Origin of the sequence: Sphaerisporangium album (genome assembly GCF_003323745.1) — a bacterium.
GTDB classification, from domain to species: Bacteria; Actinomycetota; Actinomycetes; order Streptosporangiales; family Streptosporangiaceae; genus Sphaerisporangium; species Sphaerisporangium album.
This window is the reverse complement of the sequence record NZ_QOIL01000016.1, coordinates 226712-250250: the sequence shown is the minus strand read 5'-3', so window position 1 is coordinate 250250 and position 23539 is coordinate 226712. Positions and strand designations below refer to the sequence as shown.

Annotated in this window: 19 protein-coding genes; 12 read left to right on the top strand and 7 right to left on the bottom strand. The window is 71.8% G+C overall.

Going from position 1 to position 23539, the window contains the following annotated elements; genetic code table 11:
- Nucleotides 1-157: 157 nt before the first annotated feature.
- The 3 genes from DQ384_RS27170 to DQ384_RS27160 all read left to right on the top strand — a co-directional run bounded on the left by DQ384_RS27170 (nt 158) and on the right by DQ384_RS27160 (nt 4371).
- On the top strand, nt 158-457 hold the full coding sequence (locus tag DQ384_RS27170; protein WP_114031717.1) for a hypothetical protein: 300 nt from the start codon (nt 158-160) through the stop codon (nt 455-457).
- A gap of 239 nt (nt 458-696) precedes the next feature.
- Complete coding sequence (locus DQ384_RS41560) at nt 697-2211, top strand: hypothetical protein (protein ID WP_181871440.1); 1515 nt, start codon at nt 697-699, stop codon at nt 2209-2211.
- Nucleotides 2212-2289: 78 nt separating this feature from the next.
- Entirely contained in the window at nt 2290-4371 is a 2082-nt protein-coding gene (locus DQ384_RS27160) for a S9 family peptidase (RefSeq protein ID WP_114031747.1), read from the top strand.
- Here DQ384_RS27160 and DQ384_RS27155 read toward each other — a convergent pair.
- The gene (locus tag DQ384_RS27155) at nt 4349-4804 is read right to left on the bottom strand and encodes an ATP-binding protein (protein WP_181871439.1); all 456 of its coding nucleotides are present in this window, start codon (nt 4802-4804) and stop codon (nt 4349-4351) included. The genes DQ384_RS27160 and DQ384_RS27155 overlap by 23 nt on opposite strands.
- A gap of 508 nt (nt 4805-5312) precedes the next feature.
- Between DQ384_RS27155 and DQ384_RS27150 the strand changes: the two genes are divergently transcribed.
- Nucleotides 5313-6182: a helix-turn-helix domain-containing protein gene (locus tag DQ384_RS27150; RefSeq protein WP_114031715.1), complete on the top strand. Its 870-nt coding sequence runs from the start codon at nt 5313-5315 to the stop codon at nt 6180-6182.
- 11 nt (nt 6183-6193) lie between these two features.
- Nucleotides 6194-6403 (top strand): DUF397 domain-containing protein, encoded by a 210-nt coding sequence (locus tag DQ384_RS27145; RefSeq protein WP_114031714.1) that lies wholly within the window; start codon nt 6194-6196, stop codon nt 6401-6403.
- On the opposite strand, the gene DQ384_RS27140 is transcribed toward DQ384_RS27145, so the two are convergent.
- The 4 genes from DQ384_RS27140 to DQ384_RS40540 all read right to left on the bottom strand — a co-directional run bounded on the left by DQ384_RS27140 (nt 6400) and on the right by DQ384_RS40540 (nt 11988).
- Nucleotides 6400-7197 carry a type I restriction enzyme HsdR N-terminal domain-containing protein gene (locus DQ384_RS27140; RefSeq protein WP_114031713.1) on the bottom strand — a complete coding sequence of 266 codons (798 nt, stop codon included), beginning with the start codon at nt 7195-7197 and terminating at the stop codon, nt 6400-6402. The genes DQ384_RS27145 and DQ384_RS27140 overlap by 4 nt on opposite strands.
- A gap of 216 nt (nt 7198-7413) precedes the next feature.
- Nucleotides 7414-9312, bottom strand: coding sequence for a serine/threonine protein kinase (locus DQ384_RS43745; RefSeq protein WP_114031712.1), 1899 nt, complete (start codon nt 9310-9312; stop codon nt 7414-7416).
- A gap of 268 nt (nt 9313-9580) precedes the next feature.
- On the bottom strand, nt 9581-10921 hold the full coding sequence (locus tag DQ384_RS27130) for an amidohydrolase family protein (RefSeq protein WP_245966811.1): 1341 nt from the start codon (nt 10919-10921) through the stop codon (nt 9581-9583).
- A 479-nt stretch (nt 10922-11400) separates the two neighbouring features.
- Nucleotides 11401-11988, bottom strand: coding sequence for a hypothetical protein (locus DQ384_RS40540; RefSeq protein WP_147268910.1), 588 nt, complete (start codon nt 11986-11988; stop codon nt 11401-11403).
- 332 nt (nt 11989-12320) lie between these two features.
- Between DQ384_RS40540 and DQ384_RS27120 the strand changes: the two genes are divergently transcribed.
- Both DQ384_RS27120 and DQ384_RS27115 read left to right on the top strand, forming a co-directional pair.
- Nucleotides 12321-12884 carry a Pycsar system effector family protein gene (locus tag DQ384_RS27120; RefSeq protein WP_114031710.1) on the top strand — a complete coding sequence of 188 codons (564 nt, stop codon included), beginning with the start codon at nt 12321-12323 and terminating at the stop codon, nt 12882-12884.
- A gap of 833 nt (nt 12885-13717) precedes the next feature.
- Nucleotides 13718-14101 carry a hypothetical protein gene (locus tag DQ384_RS27115; RefSeq protein WP_114031709.1) on the top strand — a complete coding sequence of 128 codons (384 nt, stop codon included), beginning with the start codon at nt 13718-13720 and terminating at the stop codon, nt 14099-14101.
- Between the two features lie 22 nt (nt 14102-14123).
- Here the strand turns inward: DQ384_RS27115 and DQ384_RS27110 are convergent, their stop codons facing one another.
- A complete protein-coding gene (locus DQ384_RS27110) occupies nt 14124-15227 on the bottom strand; it encodes a glycosyltransferase family 4 protein (RefSeq protein ID WP_114031708.1) in 1104 nt (367 codons plus the stop codon).
- A 245-nt stretch (nt 15228-15472) separates the two neighbouring features.
- Here DQ384_RS27110 and DQ384_RS27105 point away from each other — a divergent pair, with 245 nt between their 5' ends.
- From DQ384_RS27105 to DQ384_RS27095, 3 genes are all read left to right on the top strand, one after another.
- Complete coding sequence (locus DQ384_RS27105; RefSeq protein ID WP_245966810.1) at nt 15473-16309, top strand: PIG-L deacetylase family protein; 837 nt, start codon at nt 15473-15475, stop codon at nt 16307-16309.
- 185 nt (nt 16310-16494) lie between these two features.
- A complete protein-coding gene (locus DQ384_RS27100) occupies nt 16495-17562 on the top strand; it encodes a lysylphosphatidylglycerol synthase domain-containing protein (protein WP_114031706.1) in 1068 nt (355 codons plus the stop codon).
- A gap of 189 nt (nt 17563-17751) precedes the next feature.
- Complete coding sequence (locus DQ384_RS27095) at nt 17752-21102, top strand: ATP-binding protein (RefSeq protein ID WP_245966809.1); 3351 nt, start codon at nt 17752-17754, stop codon at nt 21100-21102.
- A 28-nt stretch (nt 21103-21130) separates the two neighbouring features.
- On the opposite strand, the gene DQ384_RS27090 is transcribed toward DQ384_RS27095, so the two are convergent.
- Entirely contained in the window at nt 21131-21694 is a 564-nt protein-coding gene (locus DQ384_RS27090) for a hypothetical protein (protein WP_147268909.1), read from the bottom strand.
- Nucleotides 21695-21802: 108 nt separating this feature from the next.
- Here DQ384_RS27090 and DQ384_RS27085 point away from each other — a divergent pair, with 108 nt between their 5' ends.
- Together DQ384_RS27085 and DQ384_RS27080 are read left to right on the top strand one after the other, a co-directional pair.
- Nucleotides 21803-22660 (top strand): D-alanyl-D-alanine carboxypeptidase family protein, encoded by an 858-nt coding sequence (locus DQ384_RS27085; RefSeq protein ID WP_245966808.1) that lies wholly within the window; start codon nt 21803-21805, stop codon nt 22658-22660.
- Between the two features lie 85 nt (nt 22661-22745).
- Nucleotides 22746-23393, top strand: coding sequence for a GntR family transcriptional regulator (locus DQ384_RS27080; RefSeq protein WP_220183149.1), 648 nt, complete (start codon nt 22746-22748; stop codon nt 23391-23393).
- Nucleotides 23394-23539 lie beyond the last annotated feature (146 nt).

Below are 23539 nucleotides of genomic sequence, written 5' to 3'. Positions count from 1 at the left end.
ATGGGACTGATGCACGGGCACCCGCGTGCTTTCCACGTAAACCCGCGTTCCATTCGACGGTATTCCACTTATCAGTGGATTTGCTCGGATTGCCGGTCGGCGCCGCCGGGTCCAGTCTGGTCCCCATCCGGTCCCCCTCTCCCAGTTGGAGACCCCGATGAAGACGGCAGACTCAGGCACCCAGTCGGCTGAGGCCCTCGACCATCTGGAGCGACTCGCCGCGCAGTTGGAGGCTCACGCCTTCCAAGTACGCCTGACGGCGCGCACCGGACTCTATCCTCGGCTCCGTGTGATCAACCCGATGGCCCCGGCGGTCACCGAGGACGTGCTCGCCGCGAACGCGGCCGACGGCGAGTGGTGGTTCTGGCTCTCGTGGGCGGGCCGCATCGGCCACGCCTCCGACATCGTCACGGCGGCGGAACGCATCGCGAGCGTCCTGCACGTCATGCGCCGCTGACCGTCTTGACCCGCCCCCGGGGTCCCACCTCCTGACGATCGTTTCGCGGCACACTCCACATTTCGGAGGTTCTCCGCGTTTCATGGCTTCCAGGGGTCGCCCACCTCTGAGCCCGGGATTCCCGGCCCGATACCCGGACGGCTCGCGCGCACCCACCGCGCGAGCCGTCCGCGCGTTCAGTGGAAAAACGTGACTGATGTGAATTGCGGGAACATCGCCGCATCATTCACGCTCCAAGAGTGACGGCGAAAAAGATCATCATCGACCGCGACCCCGGCATCGACGACGCGCCGCCCATCACGCTCGCGCACGGCGGCCCCGAGCTGGAGATCCTCGGCATCACGACCGTGGACGGCAACGTCGGCTCGACCCTCGCTGATCGCGGTCGAGCCCGCGGTCGTCCAGGTCGAGACGGCGAGCCGGTAGCCGACAACGGCGCTTCGGTGGCGCGGGCGCGTCGCTACCTGCGACCATGCCGTGACATGAGGATCACGCGCTGGTGGCCGGCGGCGATGGCCTGCCTCGCTCTGGCGACGGCGTGCGGCGGCGGCTCCGAGACCCCCGCCGAAGGGGCGTCGGCGCCCAGGTCGTCCACCGCGTCAGCCACCGCGTCAGCCACCGCGTCAGCCACCGCGCCCCGGCCGCCCACGTCGTCCCCGGCCGACACGCCCACGCCCGTCCCCACGCCGTCGCCGGTCCCGCCATCGGAGTGGAAGCACGCCGGGGACGCGGGCCTGAAGGGCGCCGCCGCCCTGCGGGACGTCGCGGCGACCGGCCCGCGCGACGCCTGGGCCGTCGGCTACCAGCTCAGCGCCGAAGACAGGGAAGGCTCCCCGGCCCTCCAGCACTGGGACGGCGCCCGCTGGGCACAGGCGGCGGTCAGCGGCGTCGACGCCTGGCACCTCGAAGACGTGAGCGCGGCGTCCCCGCGCGACGTGTGGATCGTCGGCAACGCCCGCGGCCCGTACGTCGCGCACTGGGACGGCGTCCGTTGGCGCGGATGGCATCCGTACGGAGACGCCGAGGACTACCACCTCGCCGGCGTCTCGACCGGGCCCGCCGGAACCTGGTTCACGGGCCGCACCTTCACCCAGGGCCTGATCACGCGCTGGACGGGACGCGGCTTTCGCACCGTCCTGCGCGCCGACGGCCAGTTCATGAAGATCACCACCGCGCCCGGGCACGTGTGGGCGGTCGGGTCGGAAACGTCGGCGTCCTCCGGCCCGCCGGAGCGGGGCGCACCGATGATCTGGCACGGCACCGCCGTGTCAGGGTCCGAGATCCAGTCCTGGGAGCGCGCCCTGCTTCCCGAGATCCCCGGCGCGGTGCTGCGCGACGTCTGGATGACGACGCCCTCGGACGTGTGGGCGGTGGGCGGCGTGCTCTCACCGGACGGCAGGACGGAGACCCCGCTGGTCCTCCACTGGGACGGCAGGGCCTGGCGGCGGGCCGAGGTGCCGGTCTCCGGGGGCGGCCTCCAGGGGGTCACCGCGTCCGGCGCCCGCGACGTCTGGATCAGCGGGGTGGACGCCTCCCAGCCGGGCAGACCGCTGTTCCTCCACTTCGACGGGCGGACCTGGACGGCCTCGTACGGTCCGCTGCTGCGCACCCGGCGGGAGGAGCAGCCGTACGAGACGTCGCACCTCGTGCGGGTCACCCGCGTGGCCCGCGTGCCGGGAACGTCCAGGCTGTGGGCGGTGGGATCGGTCGGCGAGGGCGACGACGAGGACGACTTCGTCCTCGTACGGGGCTGACCGTCGCCGGCTTCCCGACCTGCGGCGGGACCGCAATTGATTGGAGGCGCGGCCGGGGTCTCTGCCAGCATGCCGGACATGACCGAACCCAGCTTTCCCCGCCAGTTCGCCCGTACACGACGTTTCCGGCTCGGAACCCCTCGCCTGTTCGGCATCTCCCCCGACGGCGGCCGGGTGACCTTCGTCCGCTCGGCCGGCGGGGACGACCCCGTCGAACGCCTGTGGACGCTCGACGTCGCCACCGGCGAGGAACGGCTCGTCGCCGACCCGGCCGCGCTCGGGATCGGCGCCGAGGACCTGCCCGAGGAGGAGAAGGCCCGCCGCGAGCGGTCGCGCGAGCAGGCCGGGGGCATCGTGGCCTACGCGACGGACGCCGCCACGCGCCTCGCCGCGTTCGCGCTGTCCGGCCGGCTGTACACGGTCCCGCTGGACGACCCGGCGGCCACGGCCACCGAGCTTCCCGCGTCCGGCCCGGTGATCGACCCGCGCCCCGACCCGTCCGGCACGCGGGTCGCGTACGTCTCCGGCGGAGCCCTGCGCGTCATCGACCTGGACGGAACCGACCACCTGGTGGCCGCGCCCGACGGTCCCGACGTCGTCTGGGGGCTGGCCGAGCACGTCGCGGCCGAGGAGATGGGACGCGACCGGGGGTACTGGTGGTCGCCGGACGGCTCGCGCCTGCTCGCGGCGCGCGTTGACAACTCGATGCTCCAGAGGTGGTACATCTCCGACCCGTCCCAGCCCGCCGCGCCGCCCAAGGTGATCGCCTACCCGCAGGCGGGAACGGACAACGCGGACGTCATGCTGTGGCTCCTCGGGCTCGACGGCTCCCGGGTGCCCGTCGAGTGGGACCGGAAGGCGTTCGAGTACGTCGTGTCGGTGTACTGGGGAACGGCCCTGCTGATCGTCGTCCAGAGCCGCGACCAGCGGACCGCGCGGGTCCTGCGCGTGGACCCCGAGACGGGGGGCACCACGGAGGTGCGCGAGGACCGCGACCCGTCCTGGGTCGACATCGCGCCCGGCACCCCGGCGCTCACCGCGTCCGGCGCGCTCGTGTGGACCGACGCCGTGGGCGCCACCTACCGCCTGCTGGTGGACGGCGAGCCGGTCACCCCGGCCGGCCTCCAGGTGCGGGCCGTGCTGGACGTCGACGGCGACACCGTCCTGTTCGCCGCCACGGCCGAGCCGACCGAGACCCACCTGTGGATGTACTCCCCCGAGGACGGCCCGCGGCCCGTCACCAGCGAGCCCGGCGTGCACGAGGGACGGCTCGGCGCCGGCACCCTCGTCGTGGCCGCGCGGTCCCTGGACCACTTCGGCACCCGTGTGACCGTCCACCGCGACGGGCGCCAGGTCGCCGAGATCGCCTCCCACGCCGAGACGCCGCTGCTCACCCCGCGCGTCACGCTGATGCGGGCCGGTGAGCTGGAGCTGTGCACGGCGGTGCTGCTCCCGTCCTGGCACGAGCCCGGCGCCGGGAAGCTGCCCGTGCTCATGGACCCCTACGGCGGGCCGGGACTACAGCTCGTCGTGGCCGCGCGCACCTGGAACATGCTGGTCGCGCAGTGGTTCGCCGAGCAGGGGTTCGCGGTCGTCGTCGCCGACGGCCGCGGCACGCCCGGCCGCGGCCCCGCGTGGGACCGGTCGGTGCGCGGCGAACTGGCGGCCCCCGTGCTGGAGGACCAGGTCACGGCCCTGCACGCGGCGGCCGACCGGTACCCCGACCTCGACCTGTCCCGGGTCGGGATCCGCGGCTGGTCGTTCGGCGGATTCCTCGCCGCCCTCGCCGTGCTACGCCGCCCGGACGTCTTCCACGCCGCCGTCGCGGGCGCCCCGCCCACCGACCAGCGGCTGTACGACACGTACTGGAAGGAGCGCTACCTCGGCCACCCCGACGAGGACCCGGACGCCTACACGCGCAACTCGATCATCCACGAGGCGGCGGGCCTGACCCGTCCCCTCATGCTCATCCACGGCCTGGCCGACGACAACGTCATCGCCGCCCACACCCTCCGCTTCAGCGCCGCCCTGACCGCCGCCGCCCGCCCCCACACCGTCCTCCCGTTGACCGGCGTCACCCACATGACCCCCCAGGAATCGATCGCCGAAAACCTCCTCCACCTCCAACTCGACTTCCTCAAGCGCTCCCTCGGCGTGTGATCCTCGACTGGGCGCCCGGCGTCCTCCCCGGCACGCTCCGGGCGCCCTCCAGCTCGAACCATGTCGTGCCGCTGACAGCGGAGTCACGCGTGAAGCCCCATCGCGACGCCATGACGTCGACCAGCTTCATCCCTCGCCCCGATTCGAGAAGTTCTCCTCTGGAGCAGAGGCAGGGGACGGTCTCGCCACCACCATCCGCGACCTCGACCCGTAGGGCGCCACCGACGTCCAGCACGGCGATCGTGACCGAACCGCCCCGCCCGCTGGCAGTGTGACGAATACTGTTCCCGATCAACTCACTGACGAGCAGCCTGCTCGTCTCAATGTCCCGGTGTTCGGCACCGAGCAGCTTCACCAGGAACCGCCGGGCTTCGGCCACATGCTCGGCAGCGCCGGGCAGGGTCAGCGCGCCCAGGATGACAGGCGTACCCATCACACGGCCGCCCGGGCGATCGCCCGTACCGTCGCCGGTGTCCAGTCGGCCCGTATCCCGGAGTGAGGTCCCCAGACAAAGAGCCAATTGCCGCCGTGTTGGACGGCCAGGACGGGCATCTTCCTCCCGTCCACGCATACGACATAGAGCACCGGTTCGCCGCGCGAGCGAACGACGAGCATGGCCGTCCGGTCTAGTCGGTGCAGTCCCCACGCCAGCCATGCCAGTAGCGCGTATCGCTGCTGCGAGCGTCCCTCCGATGCTGTTCCACCCGGACTTGAGGCGAAGGGAGTGGAAGGCGCGAACGTGTGGTGTTCACCGCTCATGGGGGTTGCCTCCTACGGCGTGAAGTACAGGCGGGCAGCTATCTAGATCGACTGACAGCGTCGTCACCGAATGGCATCATCAGGATGCAGACAGTAATCACCAAAGGCAAGTCGTCTTTGGAAAATCTCCGATCCAGTGCGGATCCGTCGCGCGGCCATGACAGGACATTCAGGAGGTCCCCATGCAGGTACGTACAAGTCCCACCGTTCGCGCACGACGGCTACGCCAGCAACTCCGTCGCCTCCGCGACGCCCACGGCCTGACCTTGGAACAGGTGGCCACAGCGTCCGAGGGCTCCTTCAACGCCTCGACGGTCGGGCGTTACGAGACGGGCGACCGCATACCTCGACAAGGAGACCTGCGGATACTTCTCGATATCTACGGCGTGGAGGGCGACGAACGAGCCACTCTGCTCGCCTTGGCCAGAGAGGCGCGCCAGCGCGGCTGGTGGTGGCCCGACCGGCAATCCCTCAAGGCGGGGTTCGACATCTACCTCGGTCTCGAATCCGAGGCGTCCACCGTGCGGACCTACCAGTCCCAGCTTCTTCACGGACTCCTTCAAACCGAGGAGTACGCGAGGAGCGTCATCAAGGCCATCACCATGACCGCGCCCCAGCAGGAAGTCGAACAACTCGTGGAGTTGCGCATGGCGCGCAAGCAGCGGCTGGTCCAGGCCGAGCCGCTGGGTCTGTGGGCGGTCCTGGACGAGGCGGTGCTCACGCGCAGAGTCGGCGGATCCAAGGTCATGGGCGCACAGTTGCGGCATCTCGTCGACATCGGCCGCCAGCCCAACGTCACGATCCAGGTGCTGCCCGCGGAACTGGGCGCGCATCCGGCGATGGAGGGCCCTTTTTACATCCTGCAGTTCCCGGAGCCGGACGACCTCGACGTCGTCTACCTGGAGCAACCGACAAGTAGCCTCGCCATCGAGAGCGAGGCCGAAGTAAGCCGATATACGCTGACTTTTGGCCAACTGACAGCGATGGCGCTAACGCCGGAGAAGTCCATGGAATTCATCGCTTCCAAGGCCGACGAACTCCAGACTCCGTAGGAGATCACCGGATGATCGCGAAGCCCCCGCCCCGGGATACCTGGTTCAAGAGCTCCTACAGCGGTGAGAACGGAGGCTGTGTCGAGGTCAGGCTGGCCACATCGGGCGTGGCAGTACGAGACAGCAAGAAGCGCGGCGGCCCTCACGTCGCCTACCCCCGTCAAGAATGGCGTGTGTTCACCCATGCCATCAAAGATGGCGCCCTGCCGGCCCGCTTCTAGGAAACGACATCAGGACGTAGGACTTCTTCTCTCAGGATCCGAGCTATGTCCTTTATGTCGGCATTGTGGCCGGTCTGGCGGCGGACTTCTTTCCGGATCGTCTCCAGGACGACCTCCGAGAGCACGACGTTCGCCAGCGCCCTCGGGGCCGTCGCGGCACGAGCCTTCCAGAGGTCGTCGATCAGACGTCGCTTGAAGGCGTCCTTGCTCAGGTAGAAGAGCGCGTCGGACTTGGCGGCCAGGCTCGCGTCACCGAGCAGGTCCACTTCGACGGCGAGGTCGATGACGACCGGAAGTCCGCCGGTCATGTGGTAAACCTGCCACACCTGACCGTTGGTGAGGATCATCCACTCCACGCCCTCGTTGACGGCGTACATCTGCACCTGCCGCAGATGCTTGACGCCGAGCTTCTGAGTACAGCGTTTGACCTCGATGAAGGCCACGAGCTGCTTGTCGATGCGGATGCCGTAGTCTGCGAACTCGCCCTTGACCTGGTACTCGGTGGTCAGCTCTTCGTACTTGTCGTAGCCGAGTCCATCGCAAAGGAAGTCGGTGACGAGCAGCCTCGTGTCCCCCTCGTTCGCGTCCCTGGCGACGAGGTCGGTGAGCGGCTTGGAGTAGCGGCGAATAGCGGCTCGAACGCGGTCACGCGCCTCCGTCTCCCATTTCGGAGCGGTTCGTGGCGCGGAAGTCTTCTTCGCCAGCACCGGCTCGGTATTTGCGATCTTCGTCAGAGGAGAGATCGTGTTCGCGTCATCCGTAAGGGCCGTAACATCCTCTGTCCGCTCGCTCATCTCTCCGCCTCGTCTCTCGTATTGCGACAACGCAGGATAAGACCGCGCCATCTGAGCGCGCAGGCGATAGCACAATTCAGCATTAAGTCGCGCGCCGGCGCCACTTCCACGCGAACCCTTGTTCTAATCGAGCGTCGATGATCAAATCTGTGTCGTTCGAATTCAATGCTCTCGACGAGGGACCGCAGCGGCGAAGTTTCGCATCCGCGTGCCTGGTCAGCGGGTTACGTAGCAGTAGTTGGACTTGCCCTTGAAGCGGTGGAAGGCCTTGGGGTCCTTGTAGCGCCATTGGCAGCCCGCGTCGCGCTGGGCCGGGGTGAGGTACATCGTCTGGTCGTTCTTGCGCTTGACGCAGTAGGCGCCCGGCTTGGGGGTCTCGCGGTACTCCACCCACTCCCAGCCGAGCGACACGCAGTACTCGGTGAAGTGGCCGGGGCCCAGTTCCACGGTCTTCGGCGTGGGGCGCTCGGTCGGGGCGGGTGGCGGTGTCGAGGGCTTGACGGTCGGGGGCCGGGGGTCGGCGGTGGCGGTGCGCGTGGGCGTCGGCTTGGCGGACGGGCCGCGCGTGGGCTTGGCCGTGGAGCTCTTCTTCACGGCGGGGCGGGTGACGGTGGGGCGGGTGACGGGAGGACGCGCCGACGGTGAGGTCGTGCGCGTGGGGGTGGGCTCGGGGGCGCCGGTGCGGTCGGCCGGGGTGGTGTCCGTAGGGTCCGTCTCGGTGGGGCCGGTCTCGGTGGGGTCTACCGGCACCTGGGGCGGCACCGAGAACTGGCCGGTTCCATCGGACGGGAGCAGCGCCGTCCCGACGGGTGACCCGTGTGCCGCCGGCCTCAGCGCGGAGACGCGTGAGGATGGCATCAGCATGAAGCCGACGACCGTGACGACCGCGACCACCACTCCCACGCCCGCCGCCAGGAGGCCCCTGCGCAGGCGCCTGCGTTCCGGGTCCTCGGGAGGGGCGGGAGCGGCATCGGCCATGGGGCCGGTCTCCCCGGAGCCCGGCGCTCCTTCACCCGGACGGCCTGCCGTCTCGTGCGACGAGACGGCCACCGGGCTCGACGATCCGGGCGGCGGGGCGGCTCCTGAGCCGAGCGGTCCGGGCGGCGGGGCAACCCCTGCCCCCAGCGGTCCCTGCGGCGGGGCAACCCCTGGCCCCAGCGGTCCCTGCGGCGGGGCCATCCCCGGGCCCGGCATGCCTAGCCCCGGGCCCGATGGTGACTGCGGCGGGGCGGGCCTTGGGTTCGGTGGGGTCTGCGGCGGTACGGCTGCTTGCGGTGGGGCGGTTGGCGGGGGTGCGTGGTTCGTGCCTCTTACCAGGCGGTCCAGGAGGGCTCGGGCCGTCGGGCGGCGGGACGGGGCCTTGGCCAGGCACTCGGTGAGGAGGTTCCTGAACGGGGCGTCGATGCCCTCCAGGTCCGGAGGGGCGTGCAGGACTCTGTTGATGACGGCCGGGATCGCGTCGTTGCCGAACGGCGGGCGGCCGGTCGCCGCGAAAGCCATCGTGGAGGCCCACGCGAACACGTCCAGCGCGAAGCCGTGCGGGGTCGCGTCGAGCTGCTCAGGGGCCATGTACGCGGGCGTGCCCACGACCGTGCTGGTCATCGTGCCGACGCCCGTCGTGGCGCGAGCGATGCCGAAGTCGATGACGCGGGGGCCGTCCGGGCCGATGAGCACGTTGTGCGGCTTGAAGTCGCGGTGGACGATCCCGGCGTCGTGCAGCGCGACCAGGGCGGTGGCCGTGCTGATGGCGAGGCGCTCCAGCGCGCTGCCCCGGCGAGGCCCCTGTTCTCGCACCACCCGGTGGAGCGACAGGCCGTCCACGTACTCGCTGACGATGTACGGCCGCCCGTTCTCCATGCCCGAGTCCAGGACCTGCGCGGTGCAGAAGCGCGCGACCCGCTTGGCCACCTCCAGTTCGCGCGCGAAGCCGTCGCGGAAGGCGGGGTCGCGGCCGAGGCGCGCGTGGAAGAGCTTGACGGCCACGAGGCCGCCATCCGCCGCGTCGGTCTCGGCCAGGTACACGACGGCCTGCCCGCCCTCGCCGATCCTCCCGATCACGCGGTAGGCGCCGAGGTGCGCGGGGTCGTCCGGCTCCAGGGGCTGAGCGTCCGGCATACGGTCTCCGAGGGGGTGGGAACGTGTGATCAGCACTCTAACGAGGGCCCACTGATCTCGCGGGAAACCGGCGGATGTCCTGATTTCATGACATTTCCCGATCTGAACGCCGACCGGAGCCGTTGTCCGGGCGGTCGCCCAGGTCGTCGCCGGGTCTGCGGCGGTAGCGCCCCACGGTCGATCCGTCACCGCCGCCCACGGCCGGATGAGGTCCGTGTCGCTCAGGCGTACGGAGCTCCATGTCCCCCAGGCTCAGGGAGATCCAGGCTCAGGGGACGTCCAGACCGTACACGCGGGCGGCGTTGGAGCGTCCGATCATCGTCGCCACGCGCACCGCGTCCGCCGCCGTCCACTCGCCTTCCTCCACCCACGCCGATGCGGCGCGCGTCATGCCCCTGCGCCACAGCAGCGCGCCCAGGTAGTGCAGTTCGGGCGGGCCCCACGCGTCCGAGGAGTAGAGGATCTTGGCGAACGGCGCCAGCTCCAGGGTCTCGGCGATGACCGAGTCCGACCGCGCGCCCGTGTAGTTGATCGCCAGGCCGGCGTCGAAGAACACGTGCGGGAAGACCTGGGCGAGATAGCCCGCGTTGCGCTGGAACGGGTAGCAGTGCAGCAGGAGGATGGACGAGCCCGTGTGCTCGACCTCCTTCAGCCAGCGGGTCAGCAGCAGAGGGTCGCAGCGGTGGAGTTCGAGGTCCGGGTCGCCGTAACCGGTGTGCAGTTGCAGCGGCAGGCCCGTCTCCACGCCCGACCACAACGCCATGCGCAGCAGCACCGGATCGGTGACGCGCGGCACGGCCCCGTGCCCGATCTCGCGCAACCAGTTCCCGGCCGCGTTCGTCACCTCGGCGTGGGAGGGAGGGGCCGGATCGAAGTCGAACCCGTGACGATAGGCCACGACGCTCTTCAACCCCACCACCCGCGCCGCCCGGCCGAATCTCGCAGCGTACGCCTGAGCGGATCGCGCATCGTCCCCCCGGCCGGACGTCAACAGGCTCGCCCCGTCGGAAGTCAGCCCGTCTCCCTGTACGGCCCATAGAGGATCCCCCCGGCCGGCTGTCACGGGGTCCTCCTGCCCTGTCGCCAAGGTGTCCACCGGCACGGATCGCGGCGGCGTGAGCGCGCAGCGGTCCTGCAACGCCGCGCGGAAGGCGTCCCACAGCCCGGACGCCGAGGCGCCGCCGGCGGCGACCTCCTCCAGGAGCGACTCCAGCCGTACGACCTCCCTGACCTCGCCTCCCCCGGCCGACGCCATGCCGTCCATGCCGAGGATCCGCTCCCCCTTGTATCCGGTCTCCACGAGCCAGAAGTCCGTCCCGCTCGCGCGCAGGAAGACGCGGGCCAGGTCCCCGGGCTCCAGCGCCGCCCTGGCGGCCCAGTAGTCGTCCGCGCTCGCCGACGCCTCCAGCCCGAGCAGCGGCGCGCAGTGACGGCGGATCGCGAACCCGATCTGGGAGTCCATCTGCGTCATCCACCCGGGCACCGGCCGGTCCGACTCTGTGATCATCTCCTCGAACTCACGCCGTCCCACGCGCTCGCGCAGGGCTCCGTGAACATGATGATCGACCAGCCCGACCCGTCCGATCTCGGCATCAAGATCAATCGCCATACACCCTCCAACCCGCCGCCGCCTGACACCCCGTAATCGTTCCCGCACCTCACCACACGCCCCGCGCCCGACAGCGCCGAACGACCGGCCCTGAGAACGCGGGGCGCCGTCCGCAGGTCATGCCGCCGACTCAGAGGGGCCTTTCCATGTGCCGCCGAGCTCGAACCATGTCGTACCGCCCTCCGCCGGGTCGCGGACGAAACCCCAGCGCGACGCCATGACGTCGGGAACCGCCGAGCCTCCGCCACGTTTTCGGCGACGCCCGGGACCGTCAGGGCCCTAGAGGGAGCGGAGAGTCCATCACGCCGCCGCCTTGGCGATCGTCTGTACGGTGACCGGCAGCCGCTCCGCCCGTACGCCCGCCTCGGGACCCCAGAGAAATGCCACGAAGCCCGCTCCCCGGTTCAGGCCGGGGCGGAGCGGGCTTCGTCGCGTTTCTTCACGGAGTCCGTGCGTCGGCGGCTCCGGGGCGTGGCGGGTCAGTCGCGTCCGCCGCCCCGTCCACGGTCGCCGCGTTCGTAGTAGGTGCTGCGCTCGTAGTATCGGTATTCGTTGTACCGATCCCGGTCGCGCCGGTCGTACCGGTCCTCGTACCGGCGTTCGTACCGGCCTTCGCCACGTCCCTCGCCACGGCTCTCGCCCCGGCTTTCGATGTCCCGGCGGCGCTTTTTGCCGCTTTCCTCGCCCTCTCGCGACGCGCACTTGAACCCGGTCCAGTAGTAGCCGAGAGCGCAGGTGGGGGCTCCGGGCACCTGTCCTGGGGGTACCTGCACGGGAACCTTCTCCGGTATCTGGTCCTTTCCTGGTATCGGATTCTTTCCCGGCGCCGGGATCTGCCCTGTCGGCGGCGACACCACGTCTCTCGACGCGCACGCGAATCCGGTCCAGTAGTAGCCCGTGGCGCAGGGCGCGGCCGGGGACATGTCCGCCGCCGAGGCCGAGAGGTTCCTGTCCTGCGCCGTCGCGGTTTCACCGCTGGCGGGACTCGCCGCCATCTGGACCGTCGCGGCCAGGCAACAGGTGCCCAGAACACCGGCGAGCGCCCGGCGGACGTAAGTCTTCGTCATCGCTGTCTCCTGCGTGTGTGATGGTCTGCCTGCCTTTACTCGTCACCACCTCCACAGAGCGGTCGGCCTGGCAGCATCATCGAAAATTGGGTGTCACGGCAGCGTGACGTTGATGTCCCGGCCGATTCTCCTCCACCCTCACCGGCCACCCGGCCGACAGCGCTGAGGCGCGTCGCGGACCGCATGCCAGGTGTGAAGGTCGGCTGGGTGAGTGCGTAAAAGTTCCTGTACGACCGTCGCGGGCGCGTGACATGCTCGCCCGCGACAGGAGTGGTTCGCCGGGTACCCGCCGCCGGTCGGCGCGGGCTGTCCTGAGGGAGTGCAACCTGAACGTGCTACGTCGCCTGGGCAAGGCGCCCGCCCCCTCCATGTCGGCCGTGCGGAAGGAGGCGGAGGCGGCCGCGTTCGCGTACGCGGTCAAGCTCCTGGCGGACACCCGCGAGGAGACCAACAAGGCGGACGCGAAGGCGCAGGTGCTGCTGGGAGTGTCCGGCGTTGGGCTGGGCGCCGTCGCGGGCGGGCTGTTCGCGGGCGACTGGTCGCCCGCGTCGCTGTCGAACGCCGTCGAGTGGCTGTGGTGGACCGGCGTCGCGGCCGCGCTGGCGTCTCTGGCTTGTCTGGCCGGGGCGGTGTACCCGAGGACGGGCATGTCGGACGCCAAGGGGGCGAAGGTCGTCGCGTACTACGGGGACATCGTCCGCTTCGACTCGGTTCCGGCGCTGGCGACGGCCCTGATCGGCGCCGCGAAGCCCGACCTGCGGCAGATCTCCGACCAGGTGCACAAGATGAGCCACATCGTCTACCGGAAGTACCGGCTCATCCGTTGGGGCTTCTGGCTCCTCGCCGCCGCCATCGTCTCCACGATCACCTCAGTGATCATCGACCAGTTCCTGTGATCTCTCCGCGGAGGCGTCACGCGCCCGGCACGGCGGCGGCCGGTGGACTCGGCTCACAGGAGCCGGCCGGCACCCGCCATCCCCGCATGAGCGCACCGGAATGTGACCGATGGACTCCGACCGGTTCCGGTTCACGACCACCACCCCCACATTCCCGGAAAAAACATTACCGGCAAGGTTTCAGGGGGACAATTTCGGGGAAAAGAGCGGCTCGCACGCCCGCCCGGATTGGCGGCGGATTCCCCTGGTGACGCCCTCCGACGGCCCCACGGGCATGAACCCGCAACAATTCCGAACCCAATTGGAAACATCGGGTTTTTACGCTGGTGATATCGGAAGGTGACGAGGTCGCACCGCGACCGGACGTAGCCCGCCCGCAGGGGCACGGTAGGGGTTCCGCGCCAAATGATGATCGGAGAAACTATGCTCGAAAGCGTCTGCGTCGGCCCCGCAAAGGGTAAACAGGAGGTGGGGTCGGGTCCACGAACCTCCCAGGCCGTGGAATTCCCTCAGTGAGGAAAAGGACCTGTCCGCCGACGACTGATGAGGGAAGTGTGGAGCCCGTACCGAAGGAGATGGACATGAAGCGGATTCTCATCACATCCCGCCCCAAGCCGCCGAGCCGTCCCAGCCCGCTCGATCTCCGCACCCCCTCCGGCCGGACGCTCCCCTTCTGACGGTCCCCTGTCATCCGTTCGCGCCCCCTCACACGTCCACCGCCGCGCTCAGGCCTGGTGGAGTGGGCCGTCCGCCGTGCAGGCGGGATGAAAGCGGCCTGCAAGGTGCCCTGACTAGCTTGTCCATCGCGACAAGATCACTAGGAAAGGCACATAATGTCCATCTCCCTCCCCCGCCACGTTCTCGCCGTCTCCGCTGCGGCGATCCTCGTCTCGCTCACCGCGGGATGTGGCGGCGGCAGCACCCAGGCGGTCTGCCAGGACGCCGTCAAGGCGTTCCAGGACTACAGCACGCAGGCCGCGGCGGGCGCCGGCAACCTGGACGCCTTCAACTCGGCGAACGCCGACCTGGCCGCCAAGCTGAAGGACCTCTCCGGCAAGGCCGACGGCGACCTGAAGGCCACCCTCGCGGACCTTTCCACGTCCTGGGGCGGCATCAAGATCGACGCCTCGAACCCGGCCGCGGCCAGCGGCGAGCTGGCCAAGATGGGCACCAAGGCCACCGAGGCCACCCAGAAGCTGGCGGCGAACTGCTCCTGAGCAGCGGACGCCCCGGCGAAGGTCAGGCGCGCGCCCTCGCCAGCGCGTAGCAGCGGTCGAACCCCTCCAGCACGGACGGCCAGGCACAGCGCGTCAGCTCGGTCTCCCTGTTGTGCAGGGCGATCGACTCCCGCAGCTCGCGGTCGCGGGCCAGCCGCGCCACCGAGCCCGCCAGCTCGTCGAAGCTGCGCCCGAGCAGGCCCTCCTTGCCGGGACGGACGAAGTCGGCCACGCCGCTCTGCGCGCGTGCCACCACCGGCACCCCCGCGGCGCGCGCCTCCAGTGCGGCGATGCCGAACGACTCACGGGGCGCGGGCGCCACGAACACGTCGGCGGAGGCGAGCAGCCGGCGGATCTGGTCGCGTGAGTAGCGCCCCGGCAGCGACACCCAGCCGCCCATGCCGTGGGCGCGCAGGAACCGCTCCATCGCCCCGCGCGCCGGCCCGTCGCCCACGAGGGTGGCCCGCATCGGGACGTCCCTGGGCACCCTGCGGCGAGCCTCCAGCAGGATCTTGAGCAGCCGTACGGGCTGCTTGCGCGGGGCGAGGCGTCCCACGGCGACGATGTGCACGCCCTCGTCCCGGCGCGGCGGCGGATCCCCCGACGGACGCCAGGCGGTGACGTCCAGGCCGTTGGAGACGACGTTCACCGGCACCCGCCCCCCCACCACGGACCGGATCGGCCGGGCGGCGGCGTTGCTGACCGTGGTGGACACCAGGCGCCAGCGGCTCCACCCCCAGACCGCGTCCAGGCCGCGGTAGACCACGCGCGTCACCGGGTCCCACATGCTGTGCACCGTCACCACGACCGGCAGCCGGGCGCGCACGGCGGCGCGCACGCCCATCCAGGCGAAGGGCGAGACCGCGCCGGTGTGGACGTGCACGACGTCGGGCCGGCGGGCGGCCATGAGGCGCAGCAGGTGCCGGACCCCGCGGGGATGGACGGGCAGGCTGAACGGCATGGGCGCGACGACGCGGTGGACGCCGGGAAGGCGCTCGCCTGGGGTCGCCGTGGCGACCTCGACCTCGTGGCCGGCGTCGGCCTGTGCCCGCACCAGGTCGGCCACCTGCACCTCGATGCCCCCGAGCCTGGGCAGGTAACAGTCGCTGACGTGAAGGATCCGCACCCCGCCAGACTGGCAGAGCCCGCGATCGGCATCAAACGCGCCCGTCCCGCCCGTGGCCACGCTTCGACCCCGCCGGTCTCACCCGTACCACCGGCCGGTCCCGCCCGCACCGACGTCCTCGCGCCCGGACCGGCCCGTGACCGGCCGAGCCGCGCCCGTTCTTGAAGGGTTCGGGGAGGCTTCTGGAACGGGTCGCGGGGAGGCGGCTCGCACTCGGGTGGCGGCTCCGTGGAATCATGGCGGTCGTGGCACGTACCGCGGTCTTCTTCCACGCCCATCCCGATGACGAGGCTCTGCTGACCGCCGGCACGATGGCGATGCTGGCGGCCGAGGGCCATCGGGTCGTCCTCGTCGTGGCGACCGCCGGCGAGCGCGGCCTGGCCGAACTGCCCCACGGTGAGGAGCTCGCCGCCGCGCGCACCGGCGAGCTGTACGCGTCCGCGGCCGTGCTGGGGGTCGCCCGCGTGGTGCTGCTCGGCTACGGCGACTCGGGCCTGGACACCGCGAGCATGGGCGAGAACGGCGGCGTCGGCGACGACCGCCCGGACAACGCCTTCATCGACGCCGACATCGAGGAGGCCGCCCAGCGCCTGGCGGCGGTGCTCAAGGAGGAGAGCGCCGACCTGCTGACGATCTACGACCCGGCCGGGGGGTACGGGCACCCCGACCACGTGCAGGTCTACCGGGTGGGGCAGCGCGCGGCGGACATCGCGGGGACGCCGATCCTGCTGGAGGCGACGGTCAACCGCGACCCGCTGCTGAAGGCGCTCCGGCTGGCCCAGCGCTTCTACCGCTTCCCGCCGGAGTTCGACGTACGCTCGTTCGAGCGGGCCTACTCCCCCGGCGACGTGATCACCCACCGCGTGAACGTCCGCAGGTTCACCAAGGTCAAGCGGGCGAGCATGGCGGCCCACACGAGCCAGGCGTCCGGCGGGGACGGCGACCGCACGCTGGGGGTCATGCTGAAGATCCCCGGCCCGCTGTACCGCCTGGTGTTCGGCACCGAGTGGTACGTCCGGCGCGAGCTGCCGCCGGGCAGCAGACGCACTCATCCCTTCGACGACCTTCCTCGGGAGACCTGACGAGGGCGAGTTCCTTCTCAGGGATGAGATCTCGTCCGGGACGCCGCCTCAGACTGGAGGTCGCGTCGCCGTCCGGGGCCGCGGGCGGCCTGCCGGGGGGGGAGGGCGGGCCCGTTGGGGCGGGGCCACCGGACGGGGGCGCGGGGGGACGTGATAGATCGATACGGACGGGAAGGAGCACCCGGATGCGGAGCAAGTGGGTCAAAGCGGGCCTTTCCGTGGCCTCGCTGGCCCTCGCCGTGCTGCTCGTGGTGTTCCTGCCACAGATCGTCCACGGCCTGACCGGCGCGAACGTGAGCTGGCGCGAGATCGGCGCCCAGTTCTCCGCCATGAGCTGGCCGACGATCCTGCTGATGGCCGCCCTGTGGCTGGCCAGCCTGTACGCGTACACGTTCGTGATGACCTCGGCGCTGCCGGGCCTCACCCATCCGCAGGCCCTGACGCTGAACGCCGCAGGAAGCGCGGTCAGCAACCTGCTGCCCTTCGGCGGCGCGGCGGGCCTGGCCCTGACGTTCGGGATGACCAAGGGATGGGGGTTCGCCACCCGTCCCGTCGTGGTGTACGCGGTGGTCACCGGCGTCTGGAACACGCTGTTCCGGTTCATCCTGCCCGCCGTCGGCATCATCGCCCTGCTCGTCGCGGGACGCATCCCCGACCAGCGGGTCGTCAGCGCCGCCTGGGGCGGGGCGATCTCGATCCTGGTCCTGGTGGTCGTCCTGGCCTCCGCCCTGTACTGGGAGCGGGCCGCCGTCGTCCTCGGCCGCCTGCTGGACGGGCTGCTGCGCCTGCTCCCGCGCCGCGTCCGCCCGTCCGAGCACGCCGCCTCGGGCGCGATCCAGCGCCTGCGCGCCGACACCGCCGAGATCGTGCGCCGGCGGTCCCTCGGCCTGTCCCTCGGCATGATCGGCTTCCTGGGGCTCCAGTGCCTGATCATGGCGAGCTGCCTGGTCGCCACCGGCGCCTACCCCGGCCCCGCCGAGACCGTCGCGGTGTTCGCGGTGAGCCGGGTGCTCACCAGCGCGCTGATCACCCCGAGCGGCGCGGGCATCATGGAGGGCGGCACCGCCTCACTGCTGATCGCCTTCGGCCAGCCGCCGAGCTCGGCGACCGCCGCCGCCATCCTGTTCGGCTTCTGGACGTACACGATCGAGATCCCCTGGGGCGGGCTGGCGCTCGGGGCGTGGTCGCTGCTGCGGCGGCGCGAGTCCGCGTCCGGCGACCGGCGATCCCCCCAACCGGCCTCGCGCGGCTGAGCCGAGGGCCCCGGGCCCGTTCGCCCGCTTCGCCCCCGGAGTGCCCGGAGGCGATAGCCTCAGCACCGGCGTGATCGCGCCGCGAAGCCCATGGCGGGCGGGCATGAGAAGGAAGGCGTGCCTTGGCGAATGGCTTGTGCGTGCTTGACGGGCCCGCATAGCGTGGCGGCTGACATGGTGACGTTCCGCGTGCTTGGACCCGTCGAGGCGTACGACGACGATGGCGAGCTCGACCTTGGCGGGCTGCGCCAGCGAGCCGTGCTCGCCCGATTACTCGTCGCCCGCGGGCAGGTCGTCCCGGTCGACACGCTGCTGTTCGACCTGTGGACGGACGAGGGCGCCCGAGGCGCCCAGTCGGGGTTGCAGGTCTACATCTCCCGGCTGCGCCGCGTCCTGGAGCCGGGACGTCCGCGCGGCGGCCCCAACCGCCTGCTGGTCACCGTCGCCTCCGGGTACGCGCTGCGCAGCACCCCCGACCAGGTCGACGCGCTGCGCTTCGAGGCGATGGTCCGCTCGGCGGGCAAGTTCCTCGACAACGACGACCCCGAGGCGGCGCGGTCGAGCCTGGAGACGGCGCTCGGCCTGTGGCGCGGCACGCCGTACTCCGACTTCGCCGAGCAGCAGTGGGCCGAGGCCGAGGTCAGCAGGCTGGCCGAGCTGCGGCTGGTCGCGCGCGAGCGGCACTCGGACGCGGGGCTGCGCCTCGGCCTGCACGCCGAGACCGTGCCCGATCTCGAGGCGCTGACCGGTGAGCATCCGCTGCGCGAGGAGGGCTGGCGGCTGCTGGCGCTCGGCCTGTACCGCTGCGGCAGGCAGGGGGACGCGCTGGCGGCGCTGCGCCGTGCCCGCACGACGCTGGCCGACGAGCTGGGCATCGACCCCGGCCCCGCCCTGCGCAAGATCGAGTCGGACATCCTGTCCCAGGATCCGTCCCTGGACCTGACGGTCCCCCAGCGCCCGCGCTTCGAGCCCGCCGGCACCTGGCCGCCGCGCCCGGAGAGCCCGACCGGCGACATGCCTCCCCTGCCCCCCGAGCCGTTCGTCGGCCGCGAGGCCGAGCTGGCGCGGCTGACCGGCGCCGCGCCGCACGCCCTTTCCGGGCGGTTGACCGCCGCCGTCGTGGGCGGCGACCCGGGCGCGGGCAAGACCACGCTGGTCGCGCAGCTCGGCCTCGAACTGGGCAGGCAGGGGTGGATCACCGCCTCGGGCGGCTGTCCCGACAGCAGCGCCACCCCGCCCGGCTGGGCCTGGGTCGAGGTGCTGCGCACGCTGGCGGCCGCGCGCGGCACCGGCGAGTACGGCCCGCTGCTGGCGCCCCTGCTGGACGACGCCGCGCCCGACGACGACGATGACCAGGCGTCCGGCGGCTTCCGGCTGCACCGCGCGGTCGGCGGCTACATCGCCGGCATCGCCCGCGAGGCCCCGGTCCTGATCGTCCTGGAGGACCTGCACTGGGCCGACGACCAGACGCTGGCGCTGCTGCGCGCCCTGCCCAGCCTGCTGGCGGCGAGCCGGGTGCTGCTGGTCGTGACCTGCCGCGACGGCGAGCTGAACGACCAGCAGTCCGACGTGCTCGCGGCGCTCGCCCGGCTGGGCCCGGTGCGCGTCGAGCTCGAGGGCCTGGACGAGGGCGCCGTGGCCGCGCTCGTCCGGGCGACCTGCGTCCGCGAGGTGGACGAGGACGCCGTCAGCACGATCGTCGAGCGCACCGGCGGCAACCCGTTCTTCGTCCGCGAGACCGTGCGGCTGCTCGACTCCGAGGCCACGAGCGAGCGCGCCACCGCCGCCGAGGTGATCTCCGAGGTGCCCTCGGGGGTGCGGGACGTGCTGCGCCGGCGCGTCACCCGCCTCCCGGTGACGGCCCAGCAGATCCTGCTGCAGGCGGCGGTGATCGGCAGGGACGTCGACATCGACGTGCTGGTGGACGTCTCGGGCGACGAGGAGGCCGTGGTGGACGCGGTCGAGGCCGCGCTGCTGGCCGGCCTGGTCACCGAGCCGGGCCCGGGCATGCTGCGCTTCGACCACGATCTGGTCCGCGACACCCTGTACTCCGACGCCTCACGGCTGCGCAGGTCGCGCCTGCACGCGGCGGTCGCCTCGGTGATCGAGAGCCGGTCGCCGTCCGACGTCGCGGCGCTCGCCCACCACTACGACGCCGCCGGCACCGCCGAGACCGCCGCGAAGGCCGTCCGGTACGCGGGGCTGGCCGCCGAGCAGGCCGAGCGGCGCTTCGCCCACCGCGAGGCGGCGACGCTGTGGGAGCGGGCCATCGCCGCGTTCGACCGCGCCCACCCGGGCGGGCCGCCGTCCAAGGAGCGCATCGTCCTGCAACTCCGGCTGATCAAGGCGCTGGCGCTGTGCGGGGACATGACGGCCGCGCGCGCCCGCCGCCGCGAGGCCATGGACGCCGCGCTGCCGCTGGGCGACCTGGAGCTGACCGCGCGGGTGGCCGCCTCGGTGGCCGTGCCGTACAAGGGCATCGCCCGCGACTTCACCCGCACGGCGTGGGAGATCGTCGACGTCACCGAGCGGGCGCTGATCGAGCTGCCTCCCGGCGAGCAGTCCCTGCGCGCCAGCCTGCTGGCCACCCTCGCCCTGGAGCTGGAGGGCTCCGCGACCGGCCGCGGGTACGAGGCGTCCCTGGAGGCCGAGGAGCTGGCCCGGCAGAGCGGCGACCCCGCGCTGCTCGCCGTCGCGCTCAGCGGGCGGCTGCGCCAGTCGTACGTGATCACGGTCGTGGACGAGCGGGAGGCGATCGGGCGCGAGCTGCTGGAGGTCGGCGCCGCGTCCGGGCAGATCGCCGTGCAGGCGCTGGCCCACCTGGTCCTCATGGAATGCGCGGCGGCGCGCGGCGACTTCGCCGAGGCCGACGCGCGGATCGGCGCGGCCGAACGGCTGGCCAAGCAGTACGACCTGCCCGCGCCGTCGGCGGTCGGCGCCTGGTACGCGGGCATGCGCATGATGATCAGCGGGGACTACGCCGGGGCCGAGGGCGCCTACCGCAACGCGGCCCGGCTCACCGCGCGGGCCGGCATGCTGGAGGGCCGCCAGGACCTGCCGCTGATCGCCGCCTTCTGCCTGCACCTGGTCGACGGCAAGGCCGCGGACATGGTGGAGCCGCTGGAGGAGGCCCACCGGCGCGGCGCCAAGTGGACGCTGGACGCCTACGCGGTCGCGCTGGCCTCGGCGGGCCACGTCAAGGACGCCCGCGCGGTCGCCGTCACCCGGACGCCCGTCCGTCCCGACTTCCTGTACGAGCTGGCCATGACGTGGCGGGCGCTCGCGGGCATGCTGCTCGGCGACCGCGACCGCATGCAGGACGCCTACTCGACGCTGGGCCCGTTCTCCGACCGGATCGCCGGGGCGGGCACCGGGGTGGTCGCCCTGTGGCCGGTCGCCCAGACGCTCGGCGACCTCGCGCTGCACCTCGGCCAGCCCGCCGAGGCGCGCGGGCACTTCCAGAAGGCGCTGGCGGTGGCCGAGCGGGTCGGCGTCCCCCGGTGGGTCACGGCGGCGCGCAAGGCGCTCGACGCCGGCTGAGCGGAGCCCGGCAGCCCCGTGGGGGGGTTCAGCAGCCGACGCGGAATCTCTCGCTGACGACCCTGGCGAGCGCGGCGCCGTCCTCGACGCCGTCGCGGACGGACAGCTCGACGCGGTACCAGCCGGGGTTGCCCACGACGTGGGGATACCACTCGACCGTGCGCCGCGCGCCCATGAAGCCGGCGGGCCCGGAGAAGAGATAGGTCTTCCAGGTGCGGGTGGAGGGGCTCCAGCGGGCCAGGCGCCAGTCGTAGACGACGGGGTCGCCGGCCGGGCCCGGGTCGATCACGCTCTGGGCGTGGTAGACACTGCGGCAGTCGTCGCCCGTCCCGGACAGTCCCACGCTGACGGTCCCCGGCTCGGGGACGTGCGCGTCCTGGACGGGCATCGCCCGCGAGGACAGCACGACGGTCCTGACCGGGGCCTCGCCGGCGGCCGTGCCGGGCCGCCCGCCGTTCTGGGCGGCGACGGCCCCGAAGTAGGCGCCGGTCAGCGCCAGGCTGGCGACGATGAGCTTGAACACGGTGGCCGTACCACTCGCCATCGCCGGCATCAGGCCGCCCGCGCGCGTCAGGCCCCTCCGCGTCCTCATGATCCTCCCCTTTCGCTCACTCAAATGTGTACGCCTGGGCGGTTGCTCCCTGCTTGCCGTCTACTTGCAGTCGGCCGCAGGCGCGAAAGGGCGTGCGATCATATGCGAATGCGCAAGGTGACCCTGTTCCTCCTGGTCGCGTTCCTCACCCTGGCGGGCCTGACCGTCCCGGCCCGCGCCGCCGTCCCCGTGAAGGCGGCGGCGAAGGTCACGGTGAAGGTCACGGCCAAGGAGGTCTACCTGGTCGACGCGACGACGGGGGCCGTGCAGTTCGCGCGGCGCGAGACCCGGCGCGTCCCCGTGGCCAGCCTCACCAAGATCATGACGGCGTACGTCGTGCGGCGGGAGGCGTCCCTGGACGCGGTGGTGACGATCTCCAAGACCGACGTGCGGCACGCCGCCGCCAACGGCGCCACCCACGCGGCGCTGAAGGCGGGCGAGCGGCTCACCGTCCGCGACCTGCTGTACGCGCTGCTGCTGCCCTCGGGCGCGGACGCCGCCAACGCGCTGGCCCGCAGGTACGGGCCCGGGGTCAAGGGCTTCGTGAAGAAGATGAACAGAGCGGCCCGCGCGCTCGGCATGCGCGACACCTTCTACACCAACGCCGACGGCCTGCCGCAGACCGGCGGCGACCACTCCACGGCCGTGGACCAGGTCACGCTCGCCAGGACCGTCCTGTCCGACCCCGTGATCACCCAGATCGCCGCCACCGAGCGGCACGCGGTCGAGAAGACCTCCGCCCACCGCGCGCACGTCTGGCGCAACACCAACCGGCTGCTGCCCGACGACGCCCAGGGCCTGAAGACCGGCTACACCCGCGCCGCCGGGTACTGCCTGATGCTCGCGGCCGCGCGCGGCGGGCACACCTACATCGGCGTGATCCTCGGCGACACCGGTGACGCCGCCCGCTACCGCACGGCCCGCTCCCTGCTCGACGCGAGCGCCGCCGCAGCGGCCGCCGTCTGACGTCCGCGCCGGTGGACCTTGGCCCGCGCGCGGCGTGCTCGTGAAGTCTGAGAGAGTTTGTCCAACGGCGCGAGGAGGTGGACCGGTGGGGGACGGCGTGCTCGAACCGCGCAGCCTCGTCGAGCTGTCCATGCGGCGCATCCGCGACGAGATCCTCAGCGGCGCGCTGGCGCCCGGCGAGCGGCTGATCGAGGAGCAGCTCACCCAGCGGTTCGGCACCAGCAGGGCGCCGCTGCGCGAGGCGTTGCGCTCGCTCGGCCAGCAGGGCCTGGTCGAGCACCTGCCGCGGCGCGGGGTGCGCGTCGCCGAGCTGTCCAGCGAGGACGTGGACGAGCTGTTCGGCCTGCGCGACGTGCTCGAACGCTACGCCGTGCGCACCGCGCTCCCCGCGGGCGCGGGCCCCCGCGACGTGACGGGGCTGGCCGAGGCCCTGGACGGCATGGCGGCGGCCGCCGAGGCGGGCGACCCACTCGCCGAGAACGAGTTCCACCGGCGGTTCCACGTCGCGCTCGTCTCGCTGGCCGGGCACCGCCAGCTCCTGCTGGTGTACGAGCCGGTCATTCTGAAGCTCCAGCTCTACATGGCGGCGAACCTGCGCAGGGAGGCCGAGCAGCGCGCGGCGTCCGAGGGCGTCGAGCGGCACCGGCGGCTCTTCGAGGCCGTGGCCTCGGGGGACGCGGCCCTGGCCCTGGACGCGCTGTCGCGGCACGGCGCGCGCACGTACATCGGCTGAGGATGCGCCGAGCACCGGCCGAAGGACCACCGAGCACCGGTGAGGCGCGGTCGAAGCGCCGCCGAGCGGTGTCTCAGCGGTCCGATCGGCCCCGCTAACACAAGCGTTACCGCGCGGACCGCCCGCCGACACAATTCTGTCGACAA

What these genes read in the sequence shown, in the direction of transcription:
- DQ384_RS27170 (WP_114031717.1), top strand. Translation starts at nt 158, where the DNA reads ATGAAGACGGCAGACTCAGGCACCCAGTCGGCTGAGGCCCTCGACCAT.
- DQ384_RS27160 (WP_114031747.1), top strand. Translation starts at nt 2,290, where the DNA reads ATGACCGAACCCAGCTTTCCCCGCCAGTTCGCCCGTACACGACGTTTC.
- DQ384_RS27155 (WP_181871439.1), bottom strand. Translation starts at nt 4,804, where the DNA reads ATGGGTACGCCTGTCATCCTGGGCGCGCTGACCCTGCCCGGCGCTGCC.
- DQ384_RS27150 (WP_114031715.1), top strand. Translation starts at nt 5,313, where the DNA reads ATGCAGGTACGTACAAGTCCCACCGTTCGCGCACGACGGCTACGCCAG.
- DQ384_RS27145 (WP_114031714.1), top strand. Translation starts at nt 6,194, where the DNA reads ATGATCGCGAAGCCCCCGCCCCGGGATACCTGGTTCAAGAGCTCCTAC.
- DQ384_RS27140 (WP_114031713.1), bottom strand. Translation starts at nt 7,197, where the DNA reads ATGAGCGAGCGGACAGAGGATGTTACGGCCCTTACGGATGACGCGAAC.
- DQ384_RS43745 (WP_114031712.1), bottom strand. Translation starts at nt 9,312, where the DNA reads ATGCCGGACGCTCAGCCCCTGGAGCCGGACGACCCCGCGCACCTCGGC.
- DQ384_RS27130 (WP_245966811.1), bottom strand. Translation starts at nt 10,921, where the DNA reads ATGGCGATTGATCTTGATGCCGAGATCGGACGGGTCGGGCTGGTCGAT.
- DQ384_RS40540 (WP_147268910.1), bottom strand. Translation starts at nt 11,988, where the DNA reads ATGACGAAGACTTACGTCCGCCGGGCGCTCGCCGGTGTTCTGGGCACC.
- DQ384_RS27115 (WP_114031709.1), top strand. Translation starts at nt 13,718, where the DNA reads ATGTCCATCTCCCTCCCCCGCCACGTTCTCGCCGTCTCCGCTGCGGCG.
- DQ384_RS27100 (WP_114031706.1), top strand. Translation starts at nt 16,495, where the DNA reads ATGCGGAGCAAGTGGGTCAAAGCGGGCCTTTCCGTGGCCTCGCTGGCC.
- DQ384_RS27090 (WP_147268909.1), bottom strand. Translation starts at nt 21,694, where the DNA reads ATGAGGACGCGGAGGGGCCTGACGCGCGCGGGCGGCCTGATGCCGGCG.
- DQ384_RS27085 (WP_245966808.1), top strand. Translation starts at nt 21,803, where the DNA reads ATGCGCAAGGTGACCCTGTTCCTCCTGGTCGCGTTCCTCACCCTGGCG.